At 61.9% G+C, this 14,022-nt stretch carries 9 protein-coding genes; 7 read left to right on the top strand and 2 right to left on the bottom strand.

The features are described 5' to 3' along the window. The first annotated feature begins 79 nt into the window (after positions 1-79). Entirely contained in the window at positions 80-1,330 is a 1,251-nt protein-coding gene (locus YH63_RS00215) for an NAD(P)/FAD-dependent oxidoreductase (protein WP_083992684.1), read from the top strand. A 57-nt stretch (positions 1,331-1,387) separates the two neighbouring features. On the opposite strand, the gene YH63_RS00210 is transcribed toward YH63_RS00215, so the two are convergent. Next, a complete protein-coding gene (locus tag YH63_RS00210) occupies positions 1,388-2,356 on the bottom strand; it encodes a TAXI family TRAP transporter solute-binding subunit (RefSeq protein WP_046829352.1) in 969 nt (322 codons plus the stop codon). A gap of 25 nt (positions 2,357-2,381) precedes the next feature. Then, the gene (locus YH63_RS00205; RefSeq protein ID WP_046829353.1) at positions 2,382-4,397 is read right to left on the bottom strand and encodes a TRAP transporter permease; all 2,016 of its coding nucleotides are present in this window, start codon (positions 4,395-4,397) and stop codon (positions 2,382-2,384) included. A gap of 352 nt (positions 4,398-4,749) precedes the next feature. On the opposite strand from YH63_RS00205, the gene YH63_RS00200 reads away from it, so the two are divergent. The 6 genes from YH63_RS00200 to YH63_RS00175 all read left to right on the top strand — a co-directional run bounded on the left by YH63_RS00200 (position 4,750) and on the right by YH63_RS00175 (position 14,010). Further along, positions 4,750-5,451: a TetR/AcrR family transcriptional regulator gene (locus YH63_RS00200; RefSeq protein ID WP_046829354.1), complete on the top strand. Its 702-nt coding sequence runs from the start codon at positions 4,750-4,752 to the stop codon at positions 5,449-5,451. 73 nt (positions 5,452-5,524) lie between these two features. Beyond that, positions 5,525-6,646, top strand: a complete 1,122-nt coding sequence (locus tag YH63_RS00195) for an efflux RND transporter periplasmic adaptor subunit (protein WP_083992732.1) — start codon at positions 5,525-5,527, stop codon at positions 6,644-6,646. A gap of 21 nt (positions 6,647-6,667) precedes the next feature. Beyond that, a complete protein-coding gene (locus YH63_RS00190) occupies positions 6,668-9,751 on the top strand; it encodes a MexW/MexI family multidrug efflux RND transporter permease subunit (protein WP_046829356.1) in 3,084 nt (1,027 codons plus the stop codon). A gap of 50 nt (positions 9,752-9,801) precedes the next feature. Next, positions 9,802-10,470, top strand: a complete 669-nt coding sequence (locus YH63_RS00185) for an ABC transporter ATP-binding protein (RefSeq protein WP_046829357.1) — start codon at positions 9,802-9,804, stop codon at positions 10,468-10,470. Beyond that, positions 10,467-12,932 carry an ABC transporter permease gene (locus YH63_RS00180; RefSeq protein WP_046829358.1) on the top strand — a complete coding sequence of 822 codons (2,466 nt, stop codon included), beginning with the start codon at positions 10,467-10,469 and terminating at the stop codon, positions 12,930-12,932. The genes YH63_RS00185 and YH63_RS00180 overlap by 4 nt, the downstream gene beginning before the upstream one ends. Beyond that, positions 12,922-14,010, top strand: coding sequence for a lipocalin-like domain-containing protein (locus YH63_RS00175; RefSeq protein ID WP_046829359.1), 1,089 nt, complete (start codon positions 12,922-12,924; stop codon positions 14,008-14,010). The genes YH63_RS00180 and YH63_RS00175 overlap by 11 nt, the downstream gene beginning before the upstream one ends. The last annotated feature ends 12 nt before the right edge of the window (positions 14,011-14,022 follow it).

The following is a 14,022-nucleotide window of genomic DNA, read 5'->3' as shown; positions in this document are numbered from 1 at the left end:
CGAAGGAACTTTTGCCACGTTCTGGCGTCATCATGATCGCGGCACAGGGGAGTGCCGTTTCCAGCCATGATTGAAGCGAATGATGTTCGATCCAGAGAGAGTTCGGCAAAACGATTTGCGCGGAGGCACGTCGCCGTGGAGCCACCGGCTCGTGCAGCCCGTCCGCCCGTCCGTCGATCGGGATTTCCGCTGTGAAATTCTGGTTGTCGGCGCCGGCGTCACCGGTTCGCTGGCAGCCGAGCATCTTGCATCGCAGGGGCATGAAGTCTGTATCATCGACCGGCAGCGCCCCGGCCTCGGCAGCACGACCGCCAGCACGGCCATGCTGCTGTGGGAGATCGATAGCTCCCTGAGCGATCTCACCGCCATGTATGGGTTCGAGCGCGCTGCGAACATCTATCGCCGCAGCTTCAGCGCGGTCAGCGGGCTGGCTGAGCTGGTGAATACGCACCAACTCGCATGCGGCATGCGGCACAAGCGTTCGCTGTATCTGGCGGCGGGCAAAGTCGGTGCGCGCGAATTGCAGGCCGAACACGCGCTTCGCATGCGTGCCGGGCTGCCCGGCGAATATCTGGATCACCTGACGCTGCTGGAACAGTTCGGCCTCTACCGGGAGGCGGCGATCCATTCGATAGGCTCGGCGGACGCAGACCCGTTGTTGCTGTGTCAGGCGTTGCTGGCGATGGCGACGATACATGGAGTCAAGATATTCGATGCCAGCGCGGAAAATTACGACAACAGCGGGCAGGCGGTCGTTGTCGAACTCGACAGCGGTCATGTGATCGAGGCGAAGCAGGTCGTGCTCGCGACAGGCTATGTGATGCCGGAATTTCTTACCTCCAGTCTTCACAAGATTTCGTCGAGCTGGGCCGTCGCGACACCTCCGCAGCCGGCCGGCGCAATCTGGCGCGATGGCACGCTGATCTGGGAAGCTTCCGAGAATTACAGTTACGCACGCACAACGCGGGACAACCGGATCATCGTGGGCGGCGAGGACGACGATCAGGTGATCGAGCCGGAAGCACGCGACAAGTTGATGCCGGCGAAGGCGGAGACCATCCTGCGCAAGCTGAACGGGCTGTGGTCGCATGCCGAGCCGGTGGCCGAATTCGTGTGGTCCGGAACGTTTGGCACCACGACCGACGGCCTGCCGCTGATCGGGCGTGTGCCCGGTCATCCGCGTATTCACGCGGCATACGGTTACGGCGGCAACGGAATTACCTACAGCTATCTTGCTTCGCGCATGATTGCAGCGTCGATTGCCGGCAACCATCAGCCGTGGTTCGACGATTTCGCGATTGATCGAGACGCGCCGAAGGACATTCCATAGTGCAACGAAAAAACCCCGGCGCGAAGCCGGGGTTCATCGAAGCAATTCGGCTTAGGCCTAGCCGCCTTTGCCCTTTTCCTTGAAGTATTTCATCGCACCGGGATGGAACGGCACCGGGGAGCGATCCTGCACCTGGTTGTCGAGCGAGAAGCTTTCCGCTTCCTTGTGCACGGCGACGATATCGGCCTTCTTTTCCACCAGCGTCTTGACGATGTTGTAGGCGTCGTCGTTGCTCATCTTATCGCCGGTGACGATGATGTTCCAGACCTCGGCCATCTTGTTGTCGACATCGTAGCCTGGATACGATCCGGCCTTGATGATGCCCGCGCTATAGAGCTTGCCGTACTTGGCGTTCATTTTCTCGACGACGTCGGCGTGGTCGATCAGCTTGAGCTTGACGCCGGGTGTGGCGGCGAGGTCGGTGACCGATGCGGTGGGAATGCCGCCGACCCAGAAGAACGCGTCAATCTTGCCGTCCTTGATGGCGTTGACGGATTCCGCGACGCCGAGGCGTTCGCGCTTCATGTCCTTGTCCTTGTCGAGACCGGCAGCCTCGATCACGCGGAAAGCCATGACCTCGGTCGCGCCGCCGGGCGAGCCGGTGGAGACGCGCTTGCCCTTGAGGTCGGCCATCGTCTTGATGCCGGTGCTCTCAACGGTCACGACATGCATGCGGTTCGGGTAAACCACGAGGAGCGCCTGCAGCGGAATCTTTCCGCTCTTGAATTTGTCCTCGCCCTTGTAGGCGTCGAGCGCCGCATCGGCCATCGTGAAGCCGAGTTCGTTCTTCCCGGTGCCGATGAGCTTCAGATTGTCGACCGAGCCGCCGGTCACTTCGGCGGTGGCCTGCACGTTCGGCAGGTTTTTCGACAGGACGTTCGCGATCGCGCCGCCGAGCGGGTAGTACACGCCGCCGGTGCCGCCCGTTCCGATTGCCATCGTTTTCTGCTGTGCGTGGGCGGTCAGCGCCAGCCCAGCGGATAGCGCGACGGCAAGCACCGCAGCGATTTTTGTCGTTCTTTTCATTCCAGTGTTCCTCCCTGTGAAACGTTCAGGCCGGTCGTTGAAGCGCCGGCCCCTTTGCCTGCCATAACAATACCCCCAATCCGATCAGGACGCCGGGTACATAAGTATAAGAGATATCGCGACCAATCGCCGCTTCGATCAAAGCTTCGATCAGGCTCGGGAACACCAGCAGAAGTCCCGAGAGGATCAGCAGTCCGCGTTCGATCAGCGTGGTATGCCGCAAGACCCAGCCCTGTGCCGCCGCCGCCAGCGCCATCAGGCCGAGCGTGGTTTTGAGGGTGATTTCGAAGACATCAACCCACGAGCCGCCTTTCGGAATGTTGAGCAGCAGTCCGACGCCCTGCGGGTCCAGCACGAATACGAACGGCACCAGGAACGCGGGCAGGGTGTATTTCCACGATTGCAGCGTGGTCTTGTAGGGATCGCCGCCGGTGATGGCTGCTGCCGCGAAAGGCGAAAGCGCCGTTGGCGGCGAGACCTCGGAGAGCACCGCATAGTAGAAGATGAACATGTGCGCGGCGTAGTCCGGCACTCCGAGCTTGATCAGGGCAGGGGCCGCGATCACCGCGCAAATGATGTAGGACGCCGTGACAGGCACGGCGAGTCCGATGATCCAGACGATCAGCGCCGTGTAGATCGCCGTGAGCAGCAGGCTACCACCAGCGTAGGCAATCACGATCGAGGAGAATTTCAGGCCGAGTCCTGTCAGCGTCACGATGCCGACGACGATGCCGGCGCATGCACAGGTCGTGGCGGCATTGAGCGCACCGATTGATCCATCAGCCAGCGCGCGCTTCAGCTTCGGAGGCATCAGCGCGGTATCTTTGCGCAGGAAGCTCAGCGCGAATGTGGTGATGATCGCGTAGAACACCGACAATGCCGGCGAATAACCGATCACCATGAAGAAGACGACGGCGATGAGGGAGATGAAGTGGAAGCCGTACCGCTTGGTCATTGTGCCGAGCGACATCTCCGGTTTGAAGTCGACGTCGCGCGCATGGAAGCGCTTGGCGTCGAGCTCGACCATGATCAGCAGCGAGAGGTAATAGAGACAGGTCGGGATGGTCGCCATCCAGATCACGTCGAGATAGCTGATCTTGAGAAACTCCGCGATCAGGAACGCCGCGGCGCCGAGCACCGGCGGTGACAGGATGGCGCCAAGTCCGCCCGCGGCGAGAAGGCCGCCGGCGGCGTTTTTCTCGAAGCCGGCCTTCTTCATCATCGGATAGGCGACGGTGCCGATCATCACTGTCGTGGCCACGCCCGATCCTGACGGCCCGCCGAGCAGGAATGATGACAGCACCACGGTGCGCCCGGCGCTGTTCGGCTTGCCGCCCATCATCGCCAGCGAGAAATCGATGAAGAATTTTCCGGCGCCCGACTGCTGAAGGAACGCCCCGAAGATCGTGAACAGGATGATCAGCGTCGCCGACACATCGACCGCGACGCCAAAAATACCTTCGAGCGTGATGAATAGATGTCCGACCAGCCGCGACAGGTCATAGCCTCGGTGCGTCCAGGGGGCAGGGAGATGCGGGCCCAGCATCGCATAGGCGATGAAAAAGACGGCGACCACTGGCATGATCGCGCCCGTGGTGCGGCGGGTCGCCTCCAGCACGAGGACGATAAAGATGATGCCGACGATAACGTCCCAGCGATCGGGCGTCGTGGCGCGGTCGGTGAAATCGTCGCCGCCCGACAATGCGTAGACGATGGTCGCGACGGCAAGAATGCCGGGGATCACATCCCACCAGCGCACGCGGTTGCGAAAGCGCGCGGCCAACGGAAACAGCAGGAAGCTGAGCACCAGCGTGAACGCGACGTGGGTATAGCGCAGCTCCTGCGTCGGGACGATCGCGTAGGCCGCATAGAGATGAAACAGGCTCATTGCGATGGCGATGACGGTGACGGTCTGGCCGGCCAGTCCGCCGAGCCTGTTGGTCGCTCCCTCATCCGCTTCGATGAATTCCTCGGCTTTGCGCAAAGCCTCGTCGGAAATGACCGTCGGGTCACTGCCCGGCGGTGTATTTACCGTCGTCATACCATCTCCCCCTCGTGACCCTGTTCATAGCGGGCCTTGCGGTCTTCCTGCTGACGCAGGGACCATTCGTTGGAGCGCATTGAGGCGGGTTCGATCGATTTAGGCAAGACCTCCTTTCTGTGCAGCGTCAGAACATCGTTGCAACGCGCTTTGGTTGTGAGCCGAAGGCGGGACAATCAACACAGGGTACCGGCGCGTTCGTCGGATGACATGCTGTTCCACGCCGCCGGATCAGTGTGCGGTGCCGATGCCCTGCGGCGGGGCGCGGTGGTTCAAATGTGGCGGAATTGCGCGCTGCACAGCAGCAAATCCAATTGACTTTGGGCTAAGTGAGTGCTTACTCACACGCCGAATGAGCACAATCAGACTGACGAGCGATCTCCGCCGGGAGCAAATCCTGGAAGCGGCCAAACGTTGTTTCGCCCTGTACGGTTTTGCGGGGACGACGACGCGCAGCGTCGCGCAGGCTGCAGGCATCTCCGAGGGGCTGCTGTTCAAGCATTTCCCAACTAAAGCCGCACTCTATACCGAAATTCTCGCGGAAGCCTGTGAGGCTGATCCGGAGCTGATTCGGCTGCGCGAGCTGAAACCATCGACGGCGACGCTTGTCATTCTTATCCGCGAAATGGTTGTGCATTTCATGCGCGCCACCGATGCGCCGGACCAGGAAGACGCCCAGCGCGTCAGGCTGCTAATCTCCAGCCAGTTGACCGATGGCGAATTCGCAAGGCTGCTCTATGACAAAATCGGAGACCTGATCGGCCCCATCTTCAAGGCCTCGCTTGAAAGCGCCATCGAAGCCGGCGACGTGGAGCGGGTCGAGGGAGAATCGCTAAACCTTTTCTGGTTCGCGCATCAGGTTGTTCACATGATTGCCCTGGCAAGGCTTCCTGCGACTCCCTCGTTGACGTATCCCAGCGCACCGGACTTCGAACGTCAGATTTGCCAGTTCATTCTGCGAGGAATCGGAATGAGCGGCCGGGCTATCAATTCTTATTTGGATACCGTTCCACCGCTCTCGAATGCGGCGGTCCGGATTGCGGAAAGTGCATAACATGGACGCCAAGAGCACACCTTCTCATCAGCCCCCTTCGTCGAGCGAAAAGACGCAGCATAAGCCTGTGCGCATGCGACGCTGGATGATCATCATCGGCGGCGCACTTGCGCTGTTGCTGGTGGTCATTGTCGGCTTCAACCACCTGCGCAGCGAAGGCATCAAGAAATACTTCGCGAGCATGAAGCCGCCTCCGACCAACGTTGCCGTTGCTGAAGCGAAATCGGAAGTACTGCCGAACCTGCTGACCGGCGTCGGCGATCTCGCCGCGGTTCATCAGGTCAACGTCACCACCGACGTCAGCGGCCGTGTCACCGAGATCCTGTTTACGGCGGGTTCGAAAGTGAAGGCGGGCGATCCGCTCATCCAGATTTTCGACGCGCCAGATCAGAGCGATCTTGCCAGCTATAAGGCGCAGACGCTGGCGGCTTCGCTTGCGCTCGATCGCGCCAAGGCGCTCGCAGCGAAGAGCTTTGGTCCGCAGGCGACGGTCGACCAGTCGCAGGCGGCTTTCGATCAGGCCCAGGCGGCGGTTGCCAAGACCGAAGCCATCATCTCGCAGAAGCGGATCAAGGCGCCGTTCGACGGCGACCTCGGCGTGCGCATGGTCGAGCTCGGCCAGTATCTGAGCGCCGGAACGCAGATCGTCTCGTTGACCGATCTGTCGCAACTGTTCCTGAACTTCACGGCGACTGAAAAGGACCGCGCGGTTCTCAATGTCGGCCAGACCGTTCGCATCGTTGTGGACGCCTATCCGGGCCGCACCTTCGAGGGCAAGATCACCACGATCGAGCCGCAGATCAGCGCCGACACCCGCAACGTGCGGATTCAGGCCACGCTGGCGAATCCGGACCGGATTCTGCAGCCCGGCATGTTTGCGACCACCACAGTTGAACTGCCGCCGAAGCCCGCGGTGGTCACCGTGCCGGAGACCGCCGTTGACTACACGCTCTACGGCGATTCCGTTTGGCTGATCACCGAAACGAAGGATGCGAACGGGAAGGCTTCGCTGAAGACGGACCGGACCTTTGTGAAGACCGGTCCTCGCATTCACGGGCGGGTCGTCATTACCAGCGGCGTAAAACCCGGCGATCGTGTCGTCGCCGTGGGACAGCTCAAGCTCCAGTCTGGTTCGGCCGTCGCGATCTCGGCCGATCCGCCGCCGCCGATTCCCGCGCAGCCGCCGCGCAATTGATTTTTGAACGGAGCGCCGCTCATGGCCTTCACTGATATCTTCATCAAGCGGCCGGTGCTGTCGCTTGTCGTCAGCCTGCTGATCCTGCTGATCGGTTTCCAGGCGGCGACGCATCTGGGAATTCGCCAGTATCCCAAGCTGTCGAATACCGTCGTCACGATTACGACGTCGTATCCCGGCGCGTCGCCGGACCTGATGCAGGGCTTCATCACGCAGCCGATCGAGCAGGCGGTGGCGTCGGCGGAAGGCGTCGATTACATCACGTCGTCCTCGGTGCAGGGCTTGAGCACGATCACAGTCTACGTCAAGCTCAACGTCGACCCGAATTCGGCGCTGACCGAAGTCAGCTCAAAGGTGAGCTCGGTCAGGTATCTGATTCCGAGGGAATCCAACGATCCCGTCATCACCAAATCGACCGGCCAGACCACGGCGGTGATGTATCTCGGCTTCGCCAGCGACGAACTGAGCGGACCGCAGATTTCCGATTATCTCGCGCGCGTCGTTCAGCCGATCCTGGCGACGGTCGACGGCGTCGCCTCGGCCGATATTCTCGGCGCGCAGACGCTGGCGACCCGCATCTGGCTCGATCCGGCGCGTATGGCCGGCCGCAATGTGTCGCCGGACGATGTCCAGGCGGCAATCAGGGCCAACAACTTCCAGGCAGCCGCCGGTCAAACCAAAGGGTATTTCATCGTCTCCAACGTGACGACCAATACCGACCTGACCAGTATCGACCAGTTCAAGCGGATGACCGTGAAGGCCAAGGATGGCGGCTTCGTCAGGCTTGAGGATATCGCGACCGTCGAACTGGGTGCGCAGAGCACGGATTCCAGCGTGTCGCTCAGCGGCCAGCAGGCCATCTTCATCGGCGTGCAGTCCACGCCGCAGGGCAACCCGCTGAACATCGTGAAGGGCGTTCGCGCGCTGTTCCCGGAGATTGAGCGCAATCTGCCGCCGTCGCTGAAAATGCGGGTGGCTTACGATTCGACCAAGTTCATTCAGTCGTCGATCGACGAGGTGCGCAACACCTTGGTCGAGGCGGTCGTCATCGTGGTCGTTGTGATCTTCCTGTTCCTGGCTTCGCTGCGCTCGGTCATCATTCCGGTCGTCACCATTCCGCTATCGCTGGTCGGCGCCTGCATCCTGATGCTGGCGATGGGCTTTACGCTCAACCTGCTGACGCTGCTGGCGATGGTGCTTGCCATCGGACTTGTGGTCGACGACGCGATTGTCGTGGTCGAAAACATCCACCGGCATCTGGAGGAGGGCAAATCGCCCGTTGAAGCTTCTCTGGTCGGCGCGCGGGAAATCGTCGGGCCGGTCATCTCCATGACCATCACGCTGGCGGCGGTGTATGCGCCGATCGGGTTCCTCGGCGGTCTGACCGGCGCGCTGTTCCGCGAGTTCGCGTTTACGCTAGCAGGCTCGGTGATCATCTCCGGCGTCGTGGCGTTGACGCTATCGCCGATGATGTGCTCGGTGTTGCTCAAGAGCGGCAGCGATCATGGCAAGTTTGCCAAGATCGTCGATAACGTGTTCGGCAAGGTCACCCGCTGGTATGGGCGCAAGCTCGACCGCTCGCTGGACTACCGCCCGATCACCGTTCTTTTCTGCGCGACCATCCTGTTCCTTGTCGGCTTCATGTACATGAACACCAGCAAGGAGCTGGCGCCGGAAGAAGATCAGGGCATTCTCTTCTCGGTAACCAAGGCGCCGCAGTACGCCAATATCGACTACAGCAACTATTACGGCACCAAGCTCGACAAGGCTTTCGGAAGTTTCCCGGAAACCGATCTGCGTTTCATCATCAACGGCATCAGCGGACCTGCCAACGGCATCGCCGGCATGATCCTGAAACCGTGGGATGAGCGGACGCGGTCGTCGCTTGCGCTGAAACCCTTGGTTCAGAATGAACTGAGCAAGATCGAAGGCGTCAACGCGTTCGCGTTCAACCTGCCGCCGCTGCCGGGCGGGCCGGGCGGCTTGCCTATCCAGATGGTGATCAGCACCACCAGCGGATTCCAGGCTGTCTTCGAGCAGATGGAAAAGCTGAAGAAGGCGGCGCGCGCGAGCGGCCTGTTCATCGTGGCCGATAGCGATCTGGCGTTCAACCAGCCGGTGGTGCGCGTCAACATCGACCGGTCGAAAGCAAACGATCTCGGTATCAACATGGCGGCGGTCGGCACCACGCTGTCGACGCTGCTTGGCGGTAACTACGTCAACCGGTTCAATCTGGAAGGGCGCTCCTATCAGGTGATCCCGCAGGTGCCGCGTGACCTTCGACTGTCGCCGGAATCGCTGGAGAAGTATTACGTCGCAACGAACGGTGGCCGGCAGGTTCCGCTTTCGACCATTGTCAGCATCGAAACCAAGACCAATCCGAACGCGCTGACGCATTTCAACCAGTTGAATTCGGCAACCTTCCAGGCTGTGCCAATGCCGGGCGTCACGGTCGGCCGGGCCGTTGAATTCCTCGAGGAGCAGGCCAAGCAACTGCCCGCAGGCTTCAGCCGCGACTTTCTCGCGGACTCGCGGCAATACGTGCAGGAAGGAAATCAGCTCGCTGTCACCTTCTTGTTCGCGCTCATCATCATCTTCCTGGTGCTGGCCGCGCAGTTCGAAAGTCTCCGCGACCCGCTGGTCATCCTGATCTCGGTGCCGATGGCGATCTCGGGGGCGTTGCTTCCGCTGTACTTCGGTCTGGCGACAATCAACATCTACACGCAGGTCGGTCTGGTGACGCTGATCGGATTGATCAGCAAGCACGGCATCCTGATGGTGGAGTTCGCCAACGAGCTCCAGTTGAAGGAAGGTCTGGATCGCAGAACCGCGATCGAACACTCTGCGCGGGTCCGGTTGCGGCCGATCCTGATGACGACCGCGGCGATGGTCGCCGGTCTGCTGCCGTTGCTGACGGCCAGCGGTGCCGGTGCGGCGAGCCGCTTCTCCATCGGCCTGGTCGTCGTGGCCGGCATGACGATCGGCACGCTGTTCACTCTGTTCGTGCTGCCAGCGGTGTACACCATGATCGCGACCGATCACCGGGCGGCGGCAGGCTCCGAGCGAGCCAAGGACATCGAGAAGTACGAACTCAATCTGACATGATACGCTGATATGAACGTCGCGGCGATTGTACGCTCCCTTCGCGGGAGTGTATGATCGCCGCGATCATGCTGACGGTTCGCAACCTCACCAAATCCTATCGGACGTCGGAGGAGCAGCTTGCGGTTTTGCGCGGCGTCGATCTTGCGCTGGCCGCAGGCGAAAGCGTGGCGCTTACCGGCGAGTCCGGCAGCGGCAAGAGCACGCTTCTTCATCTGATCGCAGGTCTCGACAAGGCGGACAGCGGCGAAGTCTGGCTCGACGGCGCGTTGGTATCCGATCTCTCGGACGGCGACCGGGCCGCCATGCGACGCGACCGGCTCGGTCTCGTGTTTCAGCAGTTCAATCTGATCCCCAGTCTTCAGGTCAGCGATAACCTCGCGTTCCAGGCACGGATCGCGGGACGTCACGATCCAGCATGGCAGGACGAACTGGTGCAGCGCCTTGGGTTGAGCGCGCTGCTCGACCGCTATCCCGAGCAATTGTCCGGAGGGCAGCAACAACGCGTGGCGATTGGGCGCGCGCTGGCGATCAAGCCGCTGGTGCTGCTGGCTGACGAGCCGACTGGAAATCTCGACGAGAAAACTGCCGACGATGTGCTGGCGCTTGCGCGCGATCTGGTCGCGCGCACAGGCTGCGGTTTTCTCATGGTGACGCACAGCGAGCGGCTTGCGGCGACGCTCGACCGGCGGGTCCATCTCACCGCGGGGCGGATCACATGACGCGTCCGCTGTGGATTCTCGTGGGTCTGTTGAGCCACTGGAAGCGGCACCGGATGCAACTCGCCACCTTGCTGGTCGGATTGATTTCAGCCACCGCGCTGTGGAGCGGGGTGCAGGCGCTCAATCAACAGGCGCGCAGCAGCTACGACCGCGCGGCGGCGACATTCGGCGGCGGCAACACGGCGATGCTGGTCGGTCGCGACAGCCCGATTTTCCCGCAGCAGCTCTTTGTCGATCTGCGCCGCGCTAACTGGCCAGTGTCGCCGGTGGTGGAAGGCCGCGTCCTGATCGGTGGACGTGCATTCCGGCTGCTCGGTATCGAACCGGTGTCCCTGCCTACCGGGGCGGGGCCTGCGCCGGATATCGGCCAGGCGAATTTGCAGACGTTCCTGATGCCGCCGGGTCAGACACTTGTTGCGCCGGAGACATTGTCCGACCTGAAGCTGCCGGAAGGTGCATCGCCGGTGATAGGCGGCGGGACATCGCTGCCGCCGCTGGCTGTGCAGGACAATCTCGCGCCGGGTGTTCTGGTGGTCGACATCGGCATCGCGCAGCGTAGTCTCAAAATGCCGGATCAGGTGTCGCGGCTCCTGGTCGGCGAACAGAGTAGTGGAAAGCGGCCGCCGCTCGAGCAGGTCGTTGGCGACAAGCTGCGACTGACGGAAGCGGGCGCGCCGAGTGATCTCGAACGCCTCACCAGCAGCTTTCATCTGAACCTCACGGCATTCGGCCTGCTGTCATTCGTGGTCGGTCTCTTTATCGTCCATTCGGCGATCGGGCTCGCGTTCGAGCAGCGGCTGCCGATGTTGCGGACCATGCGCGCCTGTGGGGTGTCGGCGCGGGCGCTCACCGTCGTGCTGGTGATTGAGTTGGTATCGCTGGCGATTGTGTCAGGCATTGTCGGGTTGATCTGCGGTTATTTCGTCGCGGCGTTCCTGCTGCCCGATGTAGTCGCGAGCCTGCGCGGGCTTTATGGCGCACAGGTTCCGGGACAGCTCACGCTGAAAGCAAGCTGGTGGCTATCGGGCCTCGGCATGAGCATTCTCGGTGCGCTGCTCGCAGCGGGTGCGGGGCTCTATCGCATCTATCGTCTTCCTGTTCTGGCTGCGGCGCAGCCCTATGCCTGGCAACAGGAGCAGCAACGATGGCTGAAGCGGCAGGGCTTGCTGGCGCTCGCGGTCGTCATTGCCGCTGCGGGATGCTTCTACTTTGGGGATTCCCTCGCATCGGGATTTCTGGTGCTGGCGGGATTGCTGCTGGCGGCGGCGCTGGCATTGCCGGTGCTGCTCGGTGCTGTGCTAAATTTCGGGCAGCGCGGCACAGAGCGTCCGCTGGTCAAATGGTTCTGGGCCGACAGCCGGCAGCAACTGCCGGGATTGTCGCTGGCGCTGATGGCGCTATTGCTCGCACTGGCCGTGAATGTCGGCGTCGGCACCATGGTGCAGAGTTTCTCGCGCACCTTCACGAACTGGCTCGACGACCGGCTCGCGGCCGAGGTCTATCTGAATGCAAACAGCGATGCGCAAGCTTCAGAGATCGTGACGTGGCTGCGTCAGCGGCCTGAAGTGGAGGCCATCCTGCCCGCGTGGCGCACCGATGTGACGCTGGACACACTGCCGGTGGAGGTTCTTGGTTTCGCCGACCACGCGACCTATCGCGAGCGCTGGCCGCTGCTGGAGTCGGTACCGCACGTCTGGGACAAGGTGCGCGCGGGCGAGGGGGCGCTGGTCAGCGAGCAACTGGCGCGGCGGCTCAAAGTTCGTCTCGGCGAACGCATCGTGCTGCCGGCGACGACGGGACCGTGGCAGGTCGAGGTTGCCGGGATCTATCCCGATTACGGCAATCCAAAAGGTCAGATCGGGATCGATATCGATGCGCTAGCCAAACGATGGCCGGAGATCGCCCGGACGCGGTTCGGGTTGCGCGTCTCGCCGGCGAAGGTGCCTGAGCTCGTCGCAACCATTCGCGAAAAATTCGGACTCGATGCCAGTCGGCTGCTGGATCAGGCGACGCTGAAGGCGGAGTCGACCCGCATCTTCAACCGCACATTTGCAGTAACGTCGGCGCTGAATGCCTTCACGCTCGGTGTCGCGGGGGTCGCGCTGCTGACAAGTCTCCTCACGCTCAGCAACAGCAGGCTTCCGCAACTGGCGCCGTTGTGGGCGCTGGGGCTGACGCGGCGGCGGCTCGCGGGGATCGAACTGCTGAAAACCATGTCGGTTGCGTTCATCACGGCGCTGCTGGCGCTGCCGCTCGGAATTCTGGTGGCGTGGTGTCTGGTGGCGGTGGTGAACGTCAAGGCGTTCGGCTGGCGTCTGCCGCTGCATGTTTTCCCTGCGCAGTTGCTGGAACTGCTTGCGGTTGCGATGCTGGCAGCATTGCTAGCGACGTGCCTGCCGATCCTCCGGCTGATCCGGTTGCAACCCGCAACCCTTGCGAAGATTTTCGCCAATGAGCGTTAAAACTCATATCGACCGTCGCGCCTTCGTGGGCGGCAGTCTGCTCGCAATGCTCAGTGACGGGTTCGCGCGCGCGCAGGGCTTTGCAGGATTGGGCGGTGAGAGTGAGGGATTTGCGGCGGTGGTGCCGGGCAGAGCGCTCGAATTTCCGCGTGATCACGGGCCGCATCCGGATTACCGCATCGAGTGGTGGTATCTCACCGCGAACTTGAATGACGCCAGTGGCGCCCAGTGGGGCGCGCAATGGACGCTGTTCCGGCAGGCCATGGCTCCCGGAGCACAGCAGGACGGCTGGGCCAATCAGCAGATCTGGATGGGACACGCTGCGATCACCAGCGCGACCACGCATCGCTATGCCGAGAAGTTCGCGCGCGGCGGCGTGGGCCAGGCCGGCGCGGAGGCGGTGCCGTTTCATGCATGGATTGATTCATGGGAGATGCGCGGGCTTGATGCTTTCAGCGCGCAGAATGTTGCGCCGATCGCGGTCTCAGCATCGGGTGCGGATTTCAGTTACGCCCTGAATCTCACTGCGGATCGTCCGCTGGTGTTGCAGGGGGACGGCGGCTACAGCAGGAAATCGGAACGCGGGCAGGCGTCGTACTATTTCAGCCAACCCTACTTTTCGGCGTCGGGCACGATTGTGCTGGGCGATAAACAGGTCGCCGTCACAGGCCGTGCGTGGATGGACCGCGAATGGAGCAGCCAGCCGCTGGCATCCGACCAGACCGGGTGGGACTGGGTTTCGCTGCATCTCGATTCCGGCGAAAAGGTCATGCTGTTTCGCCTGCGGCAGAAGGACGGCGGTCATTATTTCGCCGGTAACTGGATTGACGGCAGCGGACACTCGGTGCCGCTAGCCACGACCGCGATCACCATGACGCCCACCGGATCGACCGATATCGATGGCCGCAAGCTGCCGACATCGTGGAGCGTCGCAATTTCCGAGCGAGGGTTGAAGATCGACAGCGTGCCGCTGAATGCGAAAAGCTGGATGGGCACGCGATTCGCCTATTGGGAAGGCCCGATCAGCTTTAAAGGCAGCCACACTGGCATCGGCTATCTGGAAATGACAGGCTACTGAAAGCACATTGGC

The organism is Afipia massiliensis (assembly GCF_001006325.2).
Classification (GTDB): Bacteria; Pseudomonadota; Alphaproteobacteria; order Rhizobiales; family Xanthobacteraceae; genus Afipia; species Afipia massiliensis_A.
The sequence above is the reverse complement of the archived record's forward strand: the minus strand, read 5'-3'. Positions and strand labels throughout refer to the sequence as shown.